Below are 19,407 nucleotides of genomic sequence, written 5' to 3' on the forward strand. Positions count from 1 at the left end.
CAGTGGTTGCCGGAATGGATGGCCAGCCCTTATCCCGTGCGAACTCTGGGGGCAAAAAGCCATCGCCCCCCTTGGCCGCAACCGGTATAATGCGCGACCCGAATTGTTCCAGGTGGTTAAAATGCAGCCGGTTACCAACCTTTTCTCCTATCCCCGCTATTGGGCCGAGTGCTACGGCACGGCGCCCTTCCTGCCCATGTCCCGCAAAGAGATGGACAAGCTGGGTTGGGACAGCTGCGACGTCATTCTGGTGACGGGGGATGCCTATGTGGATCACCCGAGCTTCGGCATGGCGGTCATCGGCCGGATGCTGGAGGCGCAGGGCTTTCGGGTCGGCATCATCGCCCAGCCGGACTGGTCATCGAAGGATGACTTTATGCGTCTGGGCAAACCGAACCTCTTCTTCGGGGTGACCGCGGGCAACATGGACTCCATGATCAACCGCTACACCTCCGACAAAAAGCTGCGCCACGACGACGCCTACACCCCGGGGGATGTGGGCGGCAAGCGGCCGGATCGTGCCACCCTGGTCTATACCCAGCGCTGCAAGGAGGCCTTCAAGGAGGTGCCCGTCGTTATCGGCGGCATCGAGGCTTCCTTACGCCGTATCGCCCACTACGACTACTGGTCCGAGACCATCCGCCGCTCCATTCTGCTCGATGCCAAGGCCGATATCCTCATCTACGGCAACGCCGAGCGGCCGCTGGTGGAGGTGGCTCACCGCATCGCAGCGGGGGAGACCATCGAGACCATGCAGGATATTCGCGGCACCGCCGTTATCCGCAAGGAGCCGCTGCCGGGCTGGAAAGGGGTGGATTCGAGCAAGCTCGACCAGATTGGCCGCATCGATCCCATCCCCAACCCCTATATGGAAGGGGCGCCCTGCGCAGATGACGCCACCGACGCGGCACCCGCCGCGCAGGAGGCCAAACCCGTGCTGGTGCAGCCGGCCAAGCCCAAGCCGTGGGAGCTGACCTACGTGAAGCTGCCCGCCTATGAGCGGGTCAAAGAGGACAAGGTGCTCTACGCCCACGCCTCGCGCATTCTGCACCACGAGACCAACCCCGGCTGTGCCCGCGCCCTGGCGCAGGCTCACGGCGATCGCATCGTCTGGGTCAACCCGCCCGCCTTCCCGCTCGAAACCGAGGAGATGGACGGCGTCTTCGGCCTGCCCTACCAGCGGGTGCCGCACCCCGCCTATGGCAAGGAGAAGATCCCGGCCTTCGACATGATCAAGACCTCGGTCAACATCATGCGCGGCTGCTTTGGCGGCTGCTCCTTCTGCTCCATCACCGAGCACGAAGGGCGCATCATCCAGAGCCGCTCGGAAGAGTCGATCCTGAAAGAAATCGAAGATATCCGCGACAAGGTGCCGGGCTTTACCGGCGTCATCTCGGATCTCGGCGGCCCCACCGCCAACATGTACAAGCTGCGCTGCAAGAGCCCCAAAGCCGAGCAGACCTGCCGTCGCGCCTCCTGTGTCTGGCCCACCATCTGCCCGCATATGGACACCGACCACAGCCCGACCATCAACCTCTATCGCAAGGCACGCGATCTCAAGGGGATCAAGAAGATCCTCATCGCCTCCGGCGTGCGTTACGACATCGCGGTCGAAGATCCCCGCTATATCAAGGAGCTGGCCAAGTACCACGTCGGCGGCTACCTCAAGATCGCGCCGGAACACACCGAGGAGGGGCCCCTCTCCAAGATGATGAAGCCGGGCATGGGCAGCTACTACCAGTTCAAGGAGCTGTTCGACAAATACTCCAAAGAGGCGGGCAAGCAGCAGTACCTGATCCCCTACTTCATCTCCGCCCACCCGGGCACTACCGATGAAGACATGGTCAATCTGGCGCTCTGGGTCAAAGAGAACCGCTTCAAGCTCGATCAGGTGCAGAACTTCTACCCGTCGCCGCTCGCCAACGCCACCACCATGTATTACACGGAGAAAAACCCGTTAAACAAGGTGAGCCGCGAAGGGGGCGATGTCTTTGTCGCCAAGGGCGAGCGTCGTCGTCGCCTGCACAAGGCGCTGCTGCGCTACCACGACCCCGCAGGCTGGCCGATGATCCGCGAAGCCCTGCTCGCCATGGGCAAGGGCCACCTGATTGGCAGTGGCCCCGGCTGTCTGGTGCCTGCGGAAGGACGCAACGAGCGCGCCGCCAGCGGCAAGGGGATGAAACCGGCCCTGACTCGCCACAGCAACATTGCCCATCAGCGTGGTAATGGCGCAGGCAACAAGGGGGCGGGCCAGAGCAACGGCCAGCACGCTAGCGGCAACGCCAACAAGAGCGGCAATGGCAAGCCGCTGGGCTCCGAGCTCAAGCTGGGGAACGGCAAGCCCGCCGGACAAGGCGCAGGTCATAGTGCTGGTAAGAGTGCAGGTAAGGGCAAACCGGCTGGCAAACCCGCCCATAAGGGCAAGGCGCCGACCCGTGCCGGCTCTGCCAAACCCGCCACTCAGGGCGGCAAGCCTGCAGCGAAAGGAAATGGTGCCAAGCGACCGGCACGGTGATATTCCTGATTGGGATATTGTTGGAAATAAAAAGGCGACCGGATGGTCGCCTTTTTATATTTTAAATACAGCAATATAACTAATTTATCACCTGTGATAGGTTATAACGCCAGATACTTCTTAATCTCAAATTGTACTAAATCATCTTGTTTATTAAGATATTTCATAAAAGAATCGTTAACAAAAACATGCCCAAAAGAATCGATTTCTATATTATTGATTTGCCCATCCAACTCAAACTTTCTTATTATCGCCCCGCTTAATCCCAACCTTGTTAAATTAGTACTAGCCTTCCTAACTGTACCATAAATAAACATGTTATATTCATCTTCGGATACAACGCCAAACTCTTTTAATATGGCTACATACTCATTTAGTTTATATGAAAGAAAGTCACTTTCCATTTTTATTTTAACCAGAGCTAAATTCACCAATTCCTTTTTATTTTTTGTCGATAAATCTATATAAGTCCTTGTGCCGCTAGAGTTGCCATCCTTGTTAACTTCACCATATGAACGCCCAATATAAAATAAATTATTGCCTGTATCGGTTGCATTTTTATAAAAATATCTGACGGTCGAGTTAATATGTTCTTTGAGGGTTAACATGTGAATGTTTTTGACGAACGAACGGTAATAATTTTGGGCTTTTTCATTTTTTAGACGAGAAAATGATTGATCAAGGATTTTATTTTCAAATCCAGATATGAAAATGTGATATATCTTCTCTATTGTATCCATATCAACAAAGTTAGGATGTGCTTTAATACTCTTAACATTATTAGTTATTTCATCAAATGCATCATCTGGATCAATATATGTTAAATGCAATCCTGACTCAAAAAAGAGAATTTTTAATCTCTCTAGTTCTGAGCTTGGTAGCTCAGTTAAAAACTTTTCCCTTTCAATGATAGACAAGGCTTTTTCTTTTGCATTTCTAGCTGCATCGATGGCATCTAAATTAGTTGATGTATCAATTATGTTTTCAAATTTCGTAATGTCAAAATTTAGTAATGTTGGGTTTTTAACTTCATCATCATTAGTACGCCCTGCCTTTAACTCCTTAATTTTATTGCTCATGTTGCTATTTTTTCTATTGAACTCCTCCGTGTTAATAAAGTGTATGGAGGGCTTTAATTTAGAAAGGTTAGGGGCGTCACCACTAAATACCTCATTAAGTCTGTTTACTCTACCAATCAGATTGGTGAGCTCTTTTGCACCCAGGGAGTGTGTATTTAAAATGTATAAATTGTCTATGGGTAAATTCACGCCTTCAAGAATTACTGAGTTTGCAACTATAAAGTTCAGCTCGTTTATAGTGCGGAATTTAAACTCCAAATACTCTTTTATCAGGTCAGGTAGTTTCCCATGAATATACAGCATTCCTCTTTTCACTAACTCAACGCAGTAAAAGTCTTCATGTACATTTTGCGATATAACTTGGGCCAATTCTTCTAGTTCTTTAGTGATTGAAAGTGTCAGGGTGTTTGCTAAAAGCCCTGCAAACTCTTCAACCTTTTTAGGCGCTCTTAGATAAATGAAATTTTTATTTTTTGCATTAGAAAAAATATAAGGGAAGACAGCGGTTTTCTCTTGTTGTTCAAAAAATTCATTAAGGAAGCGATTGTATCTATATACAGAGCCATCCAATCTAAATTCACTAATATCAGGTTCTTTAATATTAAATTGAATTTTTCTTGTTTCTATCCTTTGCTGCTCTTCAAATTTCAAGTTATTACTATCATTTATCAATGGCGAGAAATAATAGAGGTGAGAGTCTGGTTTTCTCATTCTAACTCTACGAATTAATCGACTTAATAGAATACTCCTAGATGATGACTCAAAGAGATTATGAGCCTCATCAATTAATAGAACATCAACCTGCATATTATTTTGACTTTTTAATAGTCGTAGCGCTCGTTCTTGAGTAAATACAGCTATGAAACTATCTTCGCCATCATACATTTCATCATGGAAAATTACTTTTCTATTTGTAAAGAAAGAGCTTATCAATTTGTAGGTTTGAGTGAGTAGTGACTTAGTTGGAACGATAATGAATATTTTTCCTGATGTTATATTTTTTATGAGTTCCACTATCATTGCACTTTTACCAAATGATGTCGGTGCTATATAGCAATTATCATTTGCACTACTTTCAATTAATTGATTTCTATATTTGTTTTGCTCTAGTGTCTCTGTTATATCATTGTATTTGAATTTTTTCAGTCCATTGGCTACAAGTTCATTAGAAAAGCTATTTTCAATAAGGTCATTATCTATAATGAACTTAGAGATAGGATAAAATCCCAGGTTAGTACTTAGATCAAATAACGGAGTGTAATTATTACTTTGTAATGAGTATGATAGGATTAAGAAGTATCCAAACTCCAAGAAATAAGCCCTCCTTCTATCTCTTTCAAACTCTTTAATTAGAAGAATGGCAACTGATAATGCATATGTGCTCTCCTTCTCATTTAAGTTAATGTTTTTAGCTATTTTTTCATTTATTTCATAAAAACGTGAATCTTTACTTAACCAAGTTAACGTATCTGAATTGCTCACGATTCACCTCTAAGATATAGCAGGAATGAATTATAACTTGCCTTTGTTATACAGATAGCTTTCGTTGACTTAGCTGTTAATGATTCAAAAAAAGCATCATCAGTTCTTAATATTTGATGAGAGAAATTAGAATCCCAACCGTTCATCAAAAATATACTTGAGCATGGGATGATATTAAACTTGTCTACTTTTCCAAACTCACCGTTGTCAAAAAGATCTGATAGTTCTTTAATTTTTTTTCTAATCGTTTTGCTAGTGCCAACATCCGCGTGGCATGCATGGTTATAAGCGTTTCTCCATGGGTTATTTTTACTTTTTCTACTATCTCCAGCTATTACAGATGATATGTCACTGTATGCTTCTTTTATTTTATTCTTGTGGCTAATGCCATCTGTAGAGGCCAATCCCGATTTACTTTCAACTAGATATTCTTCTGTTTCACTGGAAAAGAAACCATCAAACCCTTTTTTTATTGATCCTTCCTCAAGATTGAAAAATAGAAACTCTTGCTTTAATTTCATTTGCCTTAAATATAAATGAACAAAAAACTCTGCAACAGCTCCTATTTTAGTTCGCTCATCCTTGGTCTCGAGGAATTTGAGAAAATTAGACTTAACCAAATCCAGATCGGAGTCACTATCTCCCTCACATATTTGGACTAACTGGTCATCTATTTGTTTAGTGATTTCTGGTGTTAAATTAATGAAATCTAATACATGTAATTCAACATTGTTAGAAAACCTTTTAATTTCAGGAATAATCAAAATTAAATCCTTACTTAATAAGCCCACAAATTAAGAAATCTGGGACACCCACCCTTCTTATCAAGGTGCTGTGCAGCCAAATTGCAGGCTACCGCCCATGGATTACAGCTTCCAATATGCTCCCTTGACCTGCGCTGGCAGCAACCCATCGCAGTTCAACAGGTTCTGAATGGCCATGGTAAGCCAAACGAAACTGCCGAGGCGAGCCTTAAAGTGATGTAACTATCAGAAACGTCTCGTTTTTTGACCTCTATCAAACTCTTCTTGCTCTGCGACCTTGTCGCCAACCGGACAGTGATCGGGCGCTGGCTGCTGGTCACCCTGCGGCTATGGCCGGGTGCTGGAACCCCTCAAATTGTTTTACTGGTGCAACGCATAAGCGAGCAGCTGTTGCGCAGGCGGAACAATCAAGGGCGGTGTGGGCAGGGCCACAGTGGCGGGGAGGGACAAAGCAGCCCCGCCGATCTGAACCATGGCATGGCCGACAGGCAGCAAACGGGCGGTTTACTCGATACGCACGACATCGGGATGGGCGGCGCTGGCGGCTTCATGATAGATATCGTCAAGCCAGCGCGGGATCTCATCCTCGGTCAGAAAGTCGGGAATAATCACATCGCGGATGCGCGAGTATTTGCGCTCGGGCAGGCTGACGTTAAACAGCAGCCACTGCTCCCCCTCCCGTTTTACGCCGACCAGTCGGCCAAAGACGCTGAATATCATCATGCAATGTTCCTTCTCGTGCTGTTGCCTTGCCGCCCGCTGTTATCCCGTTTTAATACGAAATCCGGGACACCTGCCTGTGTGAGCAAGGCATAACGCTACCGCCACCATGGATTCCTGCTTCCGAGATACCTGCTTCCAAGATGCCTGCTTCCAATATGCTCCCTTGATCCACGAGGGCCGCAACTCATCGCAGCCGAACAGGTTCTGAGCGGCCATGGTAAGCCAAACGACACTGTCGAGGTGAGCCTTAACCTGATGTAACCATCAGAAACAACGCGTTTTATGACCGCTATCAAACTCTTCATTCTCTGCGGCCTTGCTGCCAACCGGACAGTGATCGGGCGCTGGCTGCTGGTCATCCTGCGGCTATGGCCGGGTGCTAGAACCCCTCAAATTGTTTTACTGGTGCAACGCATAAGCGAGCAGCTGTTGCGCAGGCGGAACAATCAAGGGGCGATGCTAGTCGGTCAACAGGGGCGGGGAGGGAAAAACAGGTGGCCCGCTAGAGATAAAACCCCCGGCTGGCGCGCTTTACATCAGGTGGTGCCATTTGGTGCAGGAAGTGGTCGATTTAACGGCAGTGGGTGACTAGACTAGCTTGGTCTTCTTATGAGACCTATTAAGCCTGTTTACTGTTAACCATAACCGGAAGGATCCGACATGAAAGCGATGACTGCAGCCCTTTTGCTCCCCCTGATTCCCCTTGCCGTTCAGGCGGGGGTGCCCGTGTGGATCACCATTGGGGCCGATAGCGGGGTTGAACTCAAGCAGGTCAATGCCAAGCTCTCTCCCCTGTTCAGTGCCAGCGGGGCGCCCGTCCAGCTGGCCCAGATTGAGGCAAGCGAGCTTGGCTCCCTCTCGCACCTGATGCACGAGGGGCACCAGCGCTGCGGCGGCTATGTGGTGCACACGACCCTGGCCGATGCGCTGCAGAGCATGGCCCAGCCCCTTAGCCAAAACCTGTTCAGCGCCCCGCCGTTGACCCAGGGGGCCAGTGTCAACCGGCTGCTGCCCCATCTGGATCAAGGCAATATCGCCAGCACCATCAGCAAGCTGTCCGGCTGGCGCAACCGCTACTACACCACCCCCACCGGCACGCAATCTGCCGACTGGGTGGCCAGCCAGTGGCAGAGCCTCGGTAGCACCCTGCCATGGGCCAGCGTCAGCCGGGTCAAACATAGCGGCTACCCGCAACAATCGGTGGTGCTGACCCTCAAGGGGAGCCGCTATCCGGACGAGGTGGTGGTGCTCGGCGGCCATCTTGATTCCACCGCAGGCTCGGCCCCCAACAGCAAGACGCTGGCCCCCGGCGCCGATGATGACGCCTCCGGCATCGCTACCCTGACCGAGGTGCTGCGGGTCATCGCCGAGCAGGGCCGCCAGCCGGAGCGCACCCTGCAATTTATCGGCTATGCGGCGGAGGAGGTGGGCTTGCGGGGCTCCAAGGATATCGCCAGCCGCTACAAGGCGGCCAACACCAGGGTATTGGCCGCGCTCCAGCTGGACATGACCAACTACAAGGGCTCGGCGAACGACATCGTCTTTATGACCGACTACACCGACAAGGGGTTGACCGGCTACCTCACCCAGCTGATCGATGCCTACCTGCCGCAAGTCAGCTATGGCTATGACAGCTGTGGTTATGGTTGCTCGGATCACGCCTCCTGGCACAATCAGGGCTACCCCGCCGCCATGCCGTTCGAGTCACGCTTTAGCGAATACAACCCCAGGATCCACACGGCGCAGGATACGTTGCAAAACTCGGATCCCTCGGCTGGCCACGCTCTCAAGTTTGCCCAGCTGGCGACCAGCTTTGCCGTTGAAATGGGCAAGATCAACTGAGTCACAGGCCGCTGCACAAGCCCAAAGGAAGGAAGTCTCGACTTCCTTCCTTTTTTCTATCTTCTGTGCGGCTTTGCCCCCGCCATACAAAAAGCCCCGAGAGCAGGGCGCTTTGGGGGAAGAGGAAACACCCTGCAAGGTCGTTATCCCGAGTTTCAGGTAACGCTTGTTCAATACCACGCCAGCAGTGCATCGAAGATGCGGGTATGGCGCACTTGCAGGTTGTCCCCCTTGAGCGCAATGGTGGCGCTATAGAGCTGGGCACCGGGCTCGTCATAAGAGTGCACCAGATAGTTTTTATGGCGACAGGCTTCATAGAGGGAGAGGCTTTTTCTCGCGCAGTGGCCGAGAAACAGCACGGCGCCAAGGCCGATCATCAGGCCGCATATATCCAGCAGATTGATATCCAGCATATTGACGGCGGGCAGGGCAAACTGAGCCTCGGCTTGCAGGGCGAGTTCATAGAGCGACACGGCAAACATGGCGCCACAGAGCAGCAGTTTGATACGGGCGAGGCGGGTGAGCTTGGCCTGCATTATTTCCGGCGAGACAAAATAGAGGTTCTCCAGATGTCGTCTCTGCTCCGTAATAAGGATCCCGCGCACATTGACATCCACCTCGACCAGGGTCGATTCGCGATAGACCAGCCCCTCTTTTTCCCAGTCGTTGGCCAGCATGGCAACCAGCACCGGATAGAGCACCACTGCGAGGCCGCAATATATCGGCAGCGCATTGTATCCGCTGGATATCAGCCCAACTGACAAAATAGCGAATATATAGGGCGACAGGGCCCTGACTGCAATTGATGCTTTCATCGTTATATATCCATAAATAACGCGTTTTATAGGCGCCGATAGCGCACAAGCCACCATGGCCGCCGCCAATAAACGGCAGCAGCCAAACAGGGGTTCGATCAGCGGTAATCCATTCCGGCAAATAGCCTGCAACAGCCCTTTGCATGGCAACAGGGACAAGAGCGCCATGGTAAGCCAAACGAAGCCATCATGACTGTGAGCTGGACGCCATAAACCGGCGGCTGTGGTGGCTGCCGGTGCCGGGATCAGCGGTTGCGCCGCTCCGGCTCGTTGCGATGCAAAAAGGTGGTCAGGGTATCGCGCGGCGGCGTGATGCCACACTGCACCAGAATCCGCCCGATGGCGCCCCTGTGATAGCCGCCATGAGTGACCAGATGGAGCAGCATTTCGTCGCGGCTCATCTGCCCCTGGTCACCATCGACAAAGCGAAACGAGAGTGGGGTTGCTCCCTCTTGCGGGCTCAGTGCCCCAACGTAATCCACCAGCCAGTTATCCAGCTCGGTGACTGCGCCGTGCAGGGCGGTCAGGGTCGGTGTCTCCGGGGTATTGGTGGCGGTAAAGCCGTGGCGTTCCCCCAGCAGATTGGCCTTGAAGATGGCATCGACCACATGGATATGGTTGAAGATCCTGAGGCAGGTGTGGTGGGCCTCGCCATATTGCTGCGCATCGAGCGTGGCGATGGCATCCAGCAGCTCGCCATCGGCCCAGCGTTTGCAGTGAAAGAGGGATTGCAGTGTCTTGTTGCTCATCGCGTCCTTGCCCTTGTCGCTTAGTGAAGTGCGGCATGTTAGCCAAAATGGGCTCAATACGAAACCCATTCTATTGCAGCTTTAGCCCCCGCCATGCAAAAGCCCCGAGAGCTGGCGCTTTCGGGGAAGAGGAAAAACATCGACAAAGAATTACCAAGGCATTGGGGTCATACCTGAACCGGATCAGGCATCGACATAGAGCACCTGACCGCTAATAAAGCCATCGACGGAGCGCTCAAACGCCTTGCCGACCAGAGCGCCCGGCACCGGCTGGAAGCCCGGCATCATCTCGCCATATACGTCCCACGCCTCTTCCAGTACGGTCGGGTTGACCACATTGATGCGAATGCCGCGGGGCAGCTCGTGGGCCACGCACTGGACAAAGGTATCGATGGCGCCGCTGGTGGTGGCATCGGCAATGGCCAGCGGGATCGGCTTGATATTGAGGATGCCGGAGATCAGGGTGAAGGAGCCCCCCTGATTGATGTAGTTGAGGCCGATATTGACCAGATTGATCTGCCCCATCAGCTTGCTCTGGATGGTGGTTTGCCACTGCTCGTCGCTCATCTCGCCAAAGGGGGCGTATTCGCAATAGCCGGCGGTATTGACCACTGCATCGAAGGAACCCACGTTTTGGTAGAGCCGCTCGATGGACTCTCTGCTGGTGATATCCACCTGAAAATCACACCCTTCGCCGGAGCGGCTGGCGGTAATGACCTTGTGCTTGCCCAGACCGCTGAGGGCGGCTTGCCCCATTTTCCCCTGAGCACCAATCAGAATGACAGTTTTCATCGTTAACCTCGCTTTGCTGGAAGAGCTGCAAGGTTAGAGAGCCAATGATACAATGTAAATCATGGGTGATTTGTATGTGATACAACTGAAATTGGTGAGGTAAGGGTGGAGAAGATCGATATCAGGCAGATGCGGTTACTCGTGCTGCTGGTGAGATACAAGAGTGTGTCGCGGGTGGCCGAGCTGCTGGAGATCTCCCAGCAGGGGGTGAGCAGCCATCTGAAAAAGCTGCGCGATCTCTTTCCCGCCGAGCTGTTTATCCGCCAGAGCGCCGGGTTGCAGCCGACCGATTACGCCTGCGAGCTGGCCGCCAGGTTCGAGCAGATCCTGGCCGATATCGACGGGGTCTTTGTGGCAACCCCCTTCGATCCCGCCAGCAGCGAGCGCACCTTCAGGGTGATGGCCAACGAATATGCCCAGCTCGCCATTATCCCAAGGCTGGCGAGCGCCCTGCGCAGTCAGGCGCCCTCCATCCGGCTCGATGTGGTGGACTTTCAGGCCGAACTGCATCTGGAGGGGCTGGCCAGCGGCGAGGTCGATCTGGTGATTGGTTTTGATGCCTATCTCGACCCGGGGTTGCTGCGCGCCACCCTGCGCCGGGATCACTACTGCTGCGTGCTGCGCCGCGACTCCCGATATCTTCCGGACAAGGCTCCGCAGGATATGGCGGCCATCCCCTTTGTGCAGTTCGCCAACAGCGTCGGCAATTTCGAAGGGCAGATGAGCCCGCAGCAGGTTGCCAGTGCGGCGGTGGCGACGCTCCCCTGTTACACCTCGCTGCAAGCCTTTATGTCGGTCAATGATGTGGCGGCCTGCATTCCGTCGGCCATCGCCGCCCTCGGCGATTTTCGCACCGTGGAGCTGGCCGGGGCGCCGCAGCAGTTCGAGGTGGTGGTCGGCAGACACCGCAAAAGTCAGGGCAATCTCGCCATCGAGTGGCTGGCCGAGGTGATCAAGGCCGCCACCCCGCTCGCTTCCGCCTGAGCGCACCACAAGCGTTCGGGCCGGTGAGGCCGGTTGAGGGAAAGTCATTGTCCGGCCATCACCAGCCGTCCTGTTCAGCCCCGTCCCACCATTTCTCCAGTTCGGCCAATCCCTTGTGACCCAGTCGGACGATCGCTGTTCGTCCCTGCCTGCCAACCGCCGCTGCCAGTCCAACCCTGATTTTTGCGCAGGTGAAACACGAATCCCTTGAAGCGTTACATAGGTGAAACGATTGGTTCTTGGCATGGGTAAACCCAAGGGGGAGGGGCGCAGCAAACCATCCCCCCGATCACCGGATAACAGCGGCCAAAAGAGGCAAGGGGAGTCGGCCCCAAGGCCAGCAAGGATGGGGGCTTGCGCCGATGGGATGGTTGGCGGAAAAGGGCGGCAAGGTGCGTCCAGCGCGGGCTGGATAACCCCATGAAATATCTGGTTACACTCTTCCCGCCCTATTGATTGAATAGTGATTGAATATCGACGGGCGGGGTGTGAAGATGCGCGCCACTCGCCTTGGCGAGACCTATATAACAAGCGACGGCGGTGAGGCTGGCGGCAGATGCTCCGGCCCCCACCGCGGCGAAAACCCGGGCCGGGATGGCCTCATTTTGTGAGTTCAGGTTCCATGAAAAAACTGTTTCTGTTATTGCCCGCTCTGCTGCTGACGGCCTGTGCCGGCAGCATGACCTCTGTTGACAAGACCAGCCCGGAAGGGCGCAAAGTGGTTATTGGTCAGTTCCCGCCCAAGCCGGAGAACAACTGCACCCTCAAGCACAACGAAGAGATGCCGATGAACCTGCTGGAGCGCTACAGCAGCGCCGGCATGCTCAACTCCTACATGAACAACAGTCAGGAGAGTCTCAAGGTCGCCGATGCCAAGCAGGCCAACTACGTTCACATCTATCTGCCGGCGCAGAAGATGTTGTTCGGGGTGATCGATCTCAACTACAACGACAAGCCGCGCATCACCTACTACGACTGCCAGTCCCTCAAAGGGCTGTCACGGGGCTGATGCCCGCAGGCCGCCATTGGTTGGCCGGAGAGGCAAGGGATGAATCGACAGGGGCGACCAGCGGGTCGCCCCTGCTGTTTTTGGTGCCGCCGATGGAGGCGGCCCGAGGGGAGTGTTACCCTGTCCGCCAGTTTGCATTGCCGGGTTGCCGCAAGAGTCGTTGCCGCAGCCCTTCACACGCTTGCCAGATAAAACAAGGAGTTGTCATGCGCATTGCCATGATTGGTCTGGGGGATATCGCCCAAAAAGCCTATCTGCCGCTGCTTGCCAGCGATGGGCGGGTCACCCCGCTGCTCTGCACCCGCAATCCAGCGGTGCTGGAGCTGCTGGCCCGCCAGTATCGGGTCGCCGAGTGCTTTACCGATGTGGCGGCCATGCTGGCCAGCCGCCCCGACGCCGTGATGATCCACGCCGCCACCGCCGTGCACCGCGAGCTGGCCGAGCAGTGCCTGCGGGCAGGGATCCCTACCTTTGTCGACAAGCCCCTGTGCGACAATCTGGCCGAGGCAGAAGCGCTGGCCAATCTCGCCGTGGCGCAAGATTGTGCCCTCTTTACCGGCTTTAACCGCCGCTATCTGCCCGCCATGGCCGAGGCACGGGCCCAGCCGCTCACCGAGCTTAACTGGCAAAAGCACCGCTTTGCCCTACCGGGCAAGGCGCGGGATTTTATGTTCGACGACTTTATCCATGTGCTCGACAGCCTCTGCTTCTATGGCGGCGTGCCGGACGGCGACTTTCATGCTGTATTGCGCCCCGATGCGCAGGACAAGAGTTTGCTGGCCGTGGTAAGCGTCAGCTGGCAGAGCGGCGATCGCGCCATCAGCGGCAGCATGAACCGCAGCGCGGGGATCACCGAGGAGCGCATCGATGCCTACGGCGACAACCTCTCCCTGCACCTTGAGAACTGCACCCGCGGCAGCATCGCCCGCGACAAGGCAGCGCAGATGCTGGCCCCCAACGACTGGCAGCCGGTGCTGACCCAGCGCGGCTTTGCCGCCATGCTGGAGCACTGGTATCAGCAGATTGCAATCGGCAAGGCCGATAGCGAGCTGATCGCCTCCTACCTGCACGGTCACCGGTTGGCGGAGCAGTTGGTGGAGCTTGCGGTTTAACGAATAGAGGTGGAAAAATGACAACTACCATGCTGAGTGATATGACATCCTTGGTAGTTTTATTGCACTGGCAAGAATCATATTCCATATCGGACAGGATACTTGGTTCTTTGTTACACTCAAATTCATCTCAAGGTGAATAAAAGTTATTATTTGAGGCGGTGTTATGGGATGGGATATTACTTATCACCCAATCAGTAAAGAAGAAGTTCATTTAATTTATTTTAAAGGTCTGCAAGATCTTGAGCATTACAAGACCATTGCTTCGCAATTTGGAGTGGATGATTTTTACACTGAACAATTAAAGTCAAGATTCGCAGAAGCGAGAACTATCGAAAAAGATTTACCTTTTAACAAAGGTCATGCCTTTTATATAGCAATTATTTCTGGGTTTTTACGCAAACATCATTACCTCAGAGGCGCTGCATTTTCATTTTTAGCTGATGATAAATTAATGTCACGCTATGTTAGTGACTGGAAACAATTAGTGCCAGAAGATTTTAAAAACTGCGTATTTGATAATCGCCTGACAGAAAATTACTGTGGAGGTGTTTTCTTGTCCAACGAGGCACTGAAAGCATTACGCAGTGATTACAGTTGTAACTCTGCAGTTCGTGACAAACTGGACGATGTTTTTTCTCATGGTCGTCTGGATATATTTTGGCGTGCAGTTGATGACGCTATAGAAAATGACTTGGCACTGGTTGAGGCGACAGAAATAGTTGAGCCGAATCCACTAGATTTGAACTCAACTCGCAGTTTGACAAATTTATTTAATTGTTATCCTGATGGAGCCTTGCTGTATGCAGAGGCGAGCCTTGAACAACTTGCTCAGATAGAAAGTATGACTGAGCCAGTAACACAAGAAAAAAAGAAGGGATTCTTTGCAAGGTTGTTTGGTAGATAAATGGCTTTTTGTTGCCAACAACGAATGGAATGGGCGGTGATTTTGCACCGCCCGCTTTATGGGGTCAGATGCACTTCACCGGTTTGGGCAGGCCGCCAATCTTGGTCGCCTGCTTGGCTGGGCCTTCCGGGAACAGCTTGTAGAGGTAGCGGCTGTTGCCCTTTTCGGGGCCGTACTGCTTCTCCATCGCTTTGACCAGCGCGCGGATGGCGGGGGAGGTGTTGAACTCCAGATAGAAGGCGCGCACAAAGCGCACCACTTCCCAGTGCGGCTCCTCAAGCGTGATCCCCTCCTGCGCGGCCAGCACCAGCGCCAGCTCCTCGCTCCAGTCGCTGCTGTTGAGCAGGTAGCCCTTGGCATCGGTCTCGATGAGTTGGCCGTTGAATTCCAGCTGATGTTTTTCGGACGCAGACATGAGGGCTCCTCGCTAATGGGGCTATCAGGATTGGGCGGGCATGGTAGCGCCTTGATCCCCGGTGAGCAACCGGCTCTCGTTGGCCAGATGCAGCAGCTGATCCGCCAGCTCGCTGATCAGGTTGAGCTGCTGGGTCAGCATCAGCTGCTCCTCGCTGCTATCCGGGCTGATCACCGGGCACTGACCACCGATGGAGCTGGAGGGGTTGCCCGCCAGATGACCGGCGGCCTGCTCCAGGGTGTGGCAGATGTGGTGGCGCACCTCATCCAGCCCGCTGATGGCCTCCAGTTTGTCGCGATGGGCCCCCAGTGCCGAGATGTAGGAGAGCAGGGCGTGGTTGCGCCAGGTGAGGGTAAAGCAGAGATCGAGGAAGCGGCGGCGCTTTTGCGGCTCCACCAGCATGCTCTGCCAGGCGGTGGCCAGTTCGCTGTCCGCCAGATGGGCGCTCTTGCGCGCCACCCGATAGTCGATGGACTCGTCCCGCTGCTGCTTGAGGCTCGCCAGTACCGCCGAGAGGTAGCGGGCGTTGGCCGAGAGCGAGTTGGCGATAAGCGTCGGCAGCCGCTTGTACTGCCAGTCCGGCCAGAGCCAGGCCACCAGCCCGTAGGAGATCAGGCAGCCGAGCAGGGTATCGAGCAGCCGTGGCCCCAGAATGGCAAAGCCGATGCCATCGAGCAGGTTGAACGCCATCAGCACGTAGAGGGTGATAAAGCAGACCGCGGCGCTGTAGTTGTTGCGCACCTGGGTGAAAAACAGGAAGGCGGCCAGCCCCATCACCACCAGCTGGACGTGCAGCTCGGGGAAGAGCCAGAGCACCGGAATGCCCACCAGAATCCCTGCGAAGGTGCCGAGCATCCGCTGCACCAGTCGGCGGCGGGTGGCGCTGTAGCTGGGCTGGCAGACAAACAGCACGGTCAGCAAAATCCAGTAGCCCTTCTCCAGGTCAAAGGCTTGCAGTATGCCGTAGCCGATCACCAGACCAAGCGACAAACGCAGCGCGTGGCGAAACACCATGGAGTGCAAGGTGAGGTGCTGCTTGAGCTGGGTCAGCAGCGGCAGGCGGGGCGGCCGCGCCAGCGCGGGCAACTCCTGTTCCGGCTGCTCGGGGTTTTGCAGCACTTCGGCGCTGCCGAGCAGCTGGTTGATGCTGGCCAGATTGCGGCGCAGGAACTTCATCGGCGTCAGCAGGGTTTTCGGGTAGTGCTGCTTGAGATTGGTGAACTCCAGCTGATCGCCGAGGGCCTCCAGCGTCCAGTGAATGCGCTTGTTATGGGCATAGGGCTTGTGCACCAGAATGGCGTAACCGAGCCGCTGGCACGCCTCGGAGAGTTGCAGAAACACCTCCTGAAATCCTTCCAGTACGATGCCCTGCTTGAGCTCCGCCTCCAGCCGGCTGTAGGGGTAGTGGCTGGAGGTGGCACGCTCGTGAATTTCCAGCGCCAGCAGGTAGAGGCGCAGCAGGCTGGCCAGCTCGGGGCTGGCCGGATGGCGGCGGCTCAGGCGGGCGTTGAGGGCCGACTTGGTGAGAGTCAGTGCGCTCACCAGATTGATGTTGAGCTGGGCCAGATTGTGGCGAATGGCCTGGGCGCCGTGCTCGTCCGCCGGGAAGAAGCGGGACTTTTCCAGCAGGTAGCGGCCAAGGGCGAAGTAGCTCTGGGCCAGCTGCTCGTGCAGGGTCTTGTAGGGCAGCAGCCAGAGCCAGATGAAAGAGACCAGTCCGTACCAGAGGGCGCCGGCACCGAGGGCCAGCGGCTGGTAGAAGAGATCCGGCGCCTTGGCGGCCCCCAGCATGGTGTAGATGGCGATGAGCAGTGAGCCGAAGCTGATGGTGGCGTAGCGGGCGCCGAGCGCCCCCACCATCACGAAGATAAAGGTGGAGCTGGCGAGCCCAATGGCAAACAGCCAGGGGGTGGGGTAGAGATACTGCACACAGAGGGACGCGAATATGAAGCAGATGAGCGTCATGGCGAGGTTTTTGAGCCGTCCCCACAGGCTGTCGTCGGTTTCGGCGATGGCGCCCGCCACTACCCCGAGAGAGAGCAGCACGGTGAGCTGGATATTGCCGGTGGCCAAAGTGAAGGCGAGCAGACCGAGAATGGCCAGCAGCACCTTGAGGGCGAAGTAGATGTGACTATCGGTCAGCAGTCGGCGCAGCAGGCCAGAGAGATCCATCGGCATGAAACAGGAACAACCCTTGAACGAAACGAGGGCAGGATGTTACCCCGCCAAAGGAGAAACGGCCCTGATTTGGATCAGGGCCGCTTCGCATCATATCCTTGATTTGCAACTTATCCTGACAGAAACAGGAGCCAATAAAAACCCCGCCGAAGCGGGGTTTTTGATTAGTTGCGGTTGCCGCCAAGCAGGCTCAGCAGGCTCAGGAAAATGTTGTAGATGGAGACATACAGGGTGACGGTGGCAGAGATGTAGTTGGTCTCGCCGCCGCGCACGATCTGCTGGGTAGTCAGCAGGATGGCCCCGGAGGAGAAGAGCATGAACATGGCGGACAGAGCCAGGCTCAGGGCGCTCATCTGCAGGAAGATGTTGGCAATCATGGCCACCAGCAGTACCCAGAAACCGACGAACAGCATACCGCCGATGAAAGAGAGGTCACGCTTGGTGGTCAGGGCATAAGCCGACAGACCGAAGAAGGTGAGCGCGGTGCCACCAAGGGCAGTCATCACGATCTCGCCACCACCATTGTTCATGTACATGTTGATGATGGGGCCCAGGCTATAGCCCAGCAGACCGGTCAGGGCGAAGGTGAATACCAGGCCCATGCTGTTGTTGCGGTTCTTCTCGGTCAGGAACATCAGACCGTATACGCCGATGAGGAAGATGGCCCAGTGCAGCGGCGGCATGTTCATCACGGTCGCGATGCCCGCCACCACGGCAGAGAAGCCGAGGGTGAGGGAGAGCAGCATATAGGTATTACGCAGCACCTTGTTGGTATCGCGTGCGGCACTCTGGGTGCCGGTGTAGATAGAACGGGTATCCATCTTGGGTGTCCTCTTGGTGTCCTGTTGAGGCGGCGAGCGGCCGTCTCGTCATCACTTAAAGCCTAAGCATTCTATGAAGAACAAATAGGGATGACGAGGAACAATTTCAAGCCACCTGCCATTTTGCTCCCGCACACTATCCCACAGGAAATATGTATTGCATATGAACAAGCGCTTGACGTAGTATGCTCGCCGTTCGGAGGGGTGGCAGAGCGGCTGAATGCACCGGTCTTGAAAACCGGCGATGGGCGACCATCCGTGGGTTCAAATCCCACCTCCTCCGCCATATTCAAAGAGAAAGCCCAAGCGGTCACCCGCTTGGGCTTTTTTGTATCTGCGGTTTCTGACCGAAAATGGCCTTTAATGAAGGCGCCGACAAAGCGCCCTGGCACTTTATGTCCTAGACCAGAATGACCTGCACATTTTTGGCTTTGATCTGCTCGATAACCTCTTTATCCGCATCCTTGCCGGTGATCAGAATGTCGATCTTGCTGGCGGCGCAAAACAGCATGCCTGCCCGTTGTCCCACCTTGCTGCTGTCGGCCAGTACCACCAGTCGGCCGACGTGGTTGAGCATCTTCTGCTCCGCCATGGCGGTCAGCATATCCATCTTGTAGAGACCATCGGCGGTGACACCCTTGCCGCTGGTAAACATCCAGTGCCCGGCATAGAGGGAGGAGATCTCGTCCTGCGGTGCCAGGGTGATGGATTGTGACTTGTTGTATTGACCGCCGATGATCACGACGCCGTCATGGTCATTCTCGATCAGGTAGTTGGCGAGCGGGAAGTAGTTGGTGATGACCTGAACATCCTGCCCGCAGATCTCCTGACCCAGCACGAAGGCGGTGGAGCCACAGTTGATGACCGCGCTTTCCCCCGGTTTAATCAGCGCAGCAGCCGCCTGGGCGATGCGCACCTTTTCGCTGTGATTGAGGCTTTCATTGCTGTCGAGAGGAGACCAGTGGGTCTTTCTGGCCTGCATCAGGGCTTCGGCCCCGTTGCGCACCTTGCGCAGCTTGCCGGAGTCATTGAGCTTGTTGATATCGCGGCGCGCAGTGGCCGGAGAAATATCAAAGGCTTGCATTATGCTGTTGACCGACAGATGACGTTTCTGATTGAGCAGTTCCAAAATGGCGTTATGGCGATGTGCTTCTGTCATATCATGCCTGATGATGATTGAATCTGATTGGGTGGTGATTATATCGCGCATGGGTGTCGAT

Annotated in this window: 16 protein-coding genes and 1 tRNA gene; 7 read left to right on the plus strand and 10 right to left on the minus strand. The window is 54.2% G+C overall.

The window, feature by feature from the left end; genetic code table 11:
• The first annotated feature begins 121 nt into the window (after positions 1-121).
• Positions 122-2,515: a YgiQ family radical SAM protein gene (locus tag WE862_RS10290; protein WP_042033005.1), complete on the plus strand. Its 2,394-nt coding sequence runs from the start codon at positions 122-124 to the stop codon at positions 2,513-2,515.
• Between the two features lie 101 nt (positions 2,516-2,616).
• Here the strand turns inward: WE862_RS10290 and WE862_RS10295 are convergent, their stop codons facing one another.
• The 3 genes from WE862_RS10295 to WE862_RS10305 all read right to left on the minus strand — a co-directional run bounded on the left by WE862_RS10295 (position 2,617) and on the right by WE862_RS10305 (position 6,563).
• Positions 2,617-5,076, minus strand: coding sequence for a DEAD/DEAH box helicase (locus WE862_RS10295; RefSeq protein WP_082035525.1), 2,460 nt, complete (start codon positions 5,074-5,076; stop codon positions 2,617-2,619).
• Positions 5,073-5,840, minus strand: coding sequence for a hypothetical protein (locus WE862_RS10300; RefSeq protein ID WP_042033011.1), 768 nt, complete (start codon positions 5,838-5,840; stop codon positions 5,073-5,075). The genes WE862_RS10295 and WE862_RS10300 overlap by 4 nt, the downstream gene beginning before the upstream one ends.
• A gap of 504 nt (positions 5,841-6,344) precedes the next feature.
• Complete coding sequence (locus WE862_RS10305; protein WP_033135155.1) at positions 6,345-6,563, minus strand: DUF7661 family protein; 219 nt, start codon at positions 6,561-6,563, stop codon at positions 6,345-6,347.
• A 660-nt stretch (positions 6,564-7,223) separates the two neighbouring features.
• On the opposite strand from WE862_RS10305, the gene WE862_RS10310 reads away from it, so the two are divergent.
• On the plus strand, positions 7,224-8,405 hold the full coding sequence (locus WE862_RS10310; protein ID WP_042033013.1) for a M28 family metallopeptidase: 1,182 nt from the start codon (positions 7,224-7,226) through the stop codon (positions 8,403-8,405).
• Between the two features lie 170 nt (positions 8,406-8,575).
• Here the strand turns inward: WE862_RS10310 and WE862_RS10315 are convergent, their stop codons facing one another.
• From WE862_RS10315 to WE862_RS10325, 3 genes are all read right to left on the minus strand, one after another.
• Positions 8,576-9,220, minus strand: a complete 645-nt coding sequence (locus WE862_RS10315; protein WP_225628271.1) for a hypothetical protein — start codon at positions 9,218-9,220, stop codon at positions 8,576-8,578.
• Positions 9,221-9,465: 245 nt separating this feature from the next.
• A complete protein-coding gene (locus tag WE862_RS10320) occupies positions 9,466-9,969 on the minus strand; it encodes a DinB family protein (RefSeq protein ID WP_042033014.1) in 504 nt (167 codons plus the stop codon).
• A gap of 183 nt (positions 9,970-10,152) precedes the next feature.
• Positions 10,153-10,761 carry a short chain dehydrogenase gene (locus WE862_RS10325; RefSeq protein ID WP_033113045.1) on the minus strand — a complete coding sequence of 203 codons (609 nt, stop codon included), beginning with the start codon at positions 10,759-10,761 and terminating at the stop codon, positions 10,153-10,155.
• Positions 10,762-10,890: 129 nt separating this feature from the next.
• Between WE862_RS10325 and WE862_RS10330 the strand changes: the two genes are divergently transcribed.
• The 4 genes from WE862_RS10330 (at position 10,891) to WE862_RS10345 (ending at position 14,773) form a co-directional block, all read left to right on the plus strand.
• The gene (locus tag WE862_RS10330; RefSeq protein WP_225628269.1) at positions 10,891-11,745 is read left to right on the plus strand and encodes a LysR family transcriptional regulator; all 855 of its coding nucleotides are present in this window, start codon (positions 10,891-10,893) and stop codon (positions 11,743-11,745) included.
• A 622-nt stretch (positions 11,746-12,367) separates the two neighbouring features.
• Entirely contained in the window at positions 12,368-12,754 is a 387-nt protein-coding gene (locus WE862_RS10335; protein ID WP_042033016.1) for a hypothetical protein, read from the plus strand.
• 206 nt (positions 12,755-12,960) lie between these two features.
• Entirely contained in the window at positions 12,961-13,866 is a 906-nt protein-coding gene (locus tag WE862_RS10340) for a Gfo/Idh/MocA family protein (protein WP_042033018.1), read from the plus strand.
• Positions 13,867-14,032: 166 nt separating this feature from the next.
• Positions 14,033-14,773: a hypothetical protein gene (locus WE862_RS10345; RefSeq protein ID WP_082035526.1), complete on the plus strand. Its 741-nt coding sequence runs from the start codon at positions 14,033-14,035 to the stop codon at positions 14,771-14,773.
• Positions 14,774-14,837: 64 nt separating this feature from the next.
• On the opposite strand, the gene WE862_RS10350 is transcribed toward WE862_RS10345, so the two are convergent.
• From WE862_RS10350 to WE862_RS10360, 3 genes are all read right to left on the minus strand, one after another.
• Positions 14,838-15,188, minus strand: coding sequence for a TusE/DsrC/DsvC family sulfur relay protein (locus WE862_RS10350; RefSeq protein ID WP_042033020.1), 351 nt, complete (start codon positions 15,186-15,188; stop codon positions 14,838-14,840).
• A 24-nt stretch (positions 15,189-15,212) separates the two neighbouring features.
• Complete coding sequence (yccS, locus tag WE862_RS10355) at positions 15,213-17,366, minus strand: YccS family putative transporter (RefSeq protein WP_042033024.1); 2,154 nt, start codon at positions 17,364-17,366, stop codon at positions 15,213-15,215.
• 164 nt (positions 17,367-17,530) lie between these two features.
• Positions 17,531-18,187 (minus strand): Bax inhibitor-1/YccA family protein, encoded by a 657-nt coding sequence (locus WE862_RS10360; protein ID WP_033113039.1) that lies wholly within the window; start codon positions 18,185-18,187, stop codon positions 17,531-17,533.
• 198 nt (positions 18,188-18,385) lie between these two features.
• Between WE862_RS10360 and WE862_RS10365 the strand changes: the two genes are divergently transcribed.
• A tRNA-Ser gene (locus WE862_RS10365) sits at positions 18,386-18,473 on the plus strand.
• 114 nt (positions 18,474-18,587) lie between these two features.
• Here WE862_RS10365 and ulaR read toward each other — a convergent pair.
• Positions 18,588-19,346: an HTH-type transcriptional regulator UlaR gene (gene ulaR / locus WE862_RS10370; protein WP_042033121.1), complete on the minus strand. Its 759-nt coding sequence runs from the start codon at positions 19,344-19,346 to the stop codon at positions 18,588-18,590.
• Positions 19,347-19,407: the final 61 nt, after the last annotated feature.

It is taken from the genome of Aeromonas jandaei, assembly GCF_037890695.1.
Lineage (GTDB): Bacteria > Pseudomonadota > Gammaproteobacteria > Enterobacterales > Aeromonadaceae > Aeromonas > Aeromonas jandaei.

Bases quoted from the DNA above. Each gene is read 5' to 3' on its own strand.
- WE862_RS10290 (WP_042033005.1), top strand. From the start codon at position 122: ATGCAGCCGGTTACCAACCTTTTCTCCTATCCCCGCTATTGGGCCGAG.
- WE862_RS10305 (WP_033135155.1), bottom strand. From the start codon at position 6,563: ATGATGATATTCAGCGTCTTTGGCCGACTGGTCGGCGTAAAACGGGAG.
- WE862_RS10310 (WP_042033013.1), top strand. From the start codon at position 7,224: ATGAAAGCGATGACTGCAGCCCTTTTGCTCCCCCTGATTCCCCTTGCC.
- WE862_RS10315 (WP_225628271.1), bottom strand. From the start codon at position 9,220: ATGAAAGCATCAATTGCAGTCAGGGCCCTGTCGCCCTATATATTCGCT.
- WE862_RS10320 (WP_042033014.1), bottom strand. From the start codon at position 9,969: ATGAGCAACAAGACACTGCAATCCCTCTTTCACTGCAAACGCTGGGCC.
- WE862_RS10325 (WP_033113045.1), bottom strand. From the start codon at position 10,761: ATGAAAACTGTCATTCTGATTGGTGCTCAGGGGAAAATGGGGCAAGCC.
- WE862_RS10330 (WP_225628269.1), top strand. From the start codon at position 10,891: ATGCGGTTACTCGTGCTGCTGGTGAGATACAAGAGTGTGTCGCGGGTG.
- WE862_RS10335 (WP_042033016.1), top strand. From the start codon at position 12,368: ATGAAAAAACTGTTTCTGTTATTGCCCGCTCTGCTGCTGACGGCCTGT.
- WE862_RS10340 (WP_042033018.1), top strand. From the start codon at position 12,961: ATGCGCATTGCCATGATTGGTCTGGGGGATATCGCCCAAAAAGCCTAT.
- WE862_RS10345 (WP_082035526.1), top strand. From the start codon at position 14,033: ATGGGATGGGATATTACTTATCACCCAATCAGTAAAGAAGAAGTTCAT.
- WE862_RS10350 (WP_042033020.1), bottom strand. From the start codon at position 15,188: ATGTCTGCGTCCGAAAAACATCAGCTGGAATTCAACGGCCAACTCATC.
- yccS (WP_042033024.1), bottom strand. From the start codon at position 17,366: ATGCCGATGGATCTCTCTGGCCTGCTGCGCCGACTGCTGACCGATAGT.
- WE862_RS10360 (WP_033113039.1), bottom strand. From the start codon at position 18,187: ATGGATACCCGTTCTATCTACACCGGCACCCAGAGTGCCGCACGCGAT.
- ulaR (WP_042033121.1), bottom strand. From the start codon at position 19,346: ATGACAGAAGCACATCGCCATAACGCCATTTTGGAACTGCTCAATCAG.